Here is a 208-nt window from a genome sequence, read left to right as displayed (position 1 = left end):
CGCAGATGCGGACGGTCCAGAAGTCATTGCCGAGATGATATAGTTGCGGAAATTTGAAGACGGAAAGCGTCTGGGGTGATTGTGGGTTGGAGATGTCTATGACTTCGACGCCATGGCCATGTCCGAAGCCTTCGGGCGTTTTCGCGCCGCCGTTTTTAAAGGAATGGTGGCCGGTGGAGGCGACACATAGGTCACCTGCGAGGTCCAG

Annotated in this window: 1 protein-coding gene; it reads right to left on the bottom strand. The window is 55.8% G+C overall.

Features of this window, described 5'->3' with window-relative positions; genetic code table 11:
* Positions 1–208 (bottom strand): hypothetical protein (locus B0D78_RS13345; protein WP_205948354.1); only part of this gene is annotated, 208 nt, incomplete at both ends.

This window comes from Pyramidobacter sp. C12-8 (assembly GCF_002007215.1).
Taxonomy (GTDB): domain Bacteria; phylum Synergistota; class Synergistia; order Synergistales; family Dethiosulfovibrionaceae; genus Pyramidobacter.
This window is presented reverse-complemented; position numbering and strand designations above follow the sequence as displayed.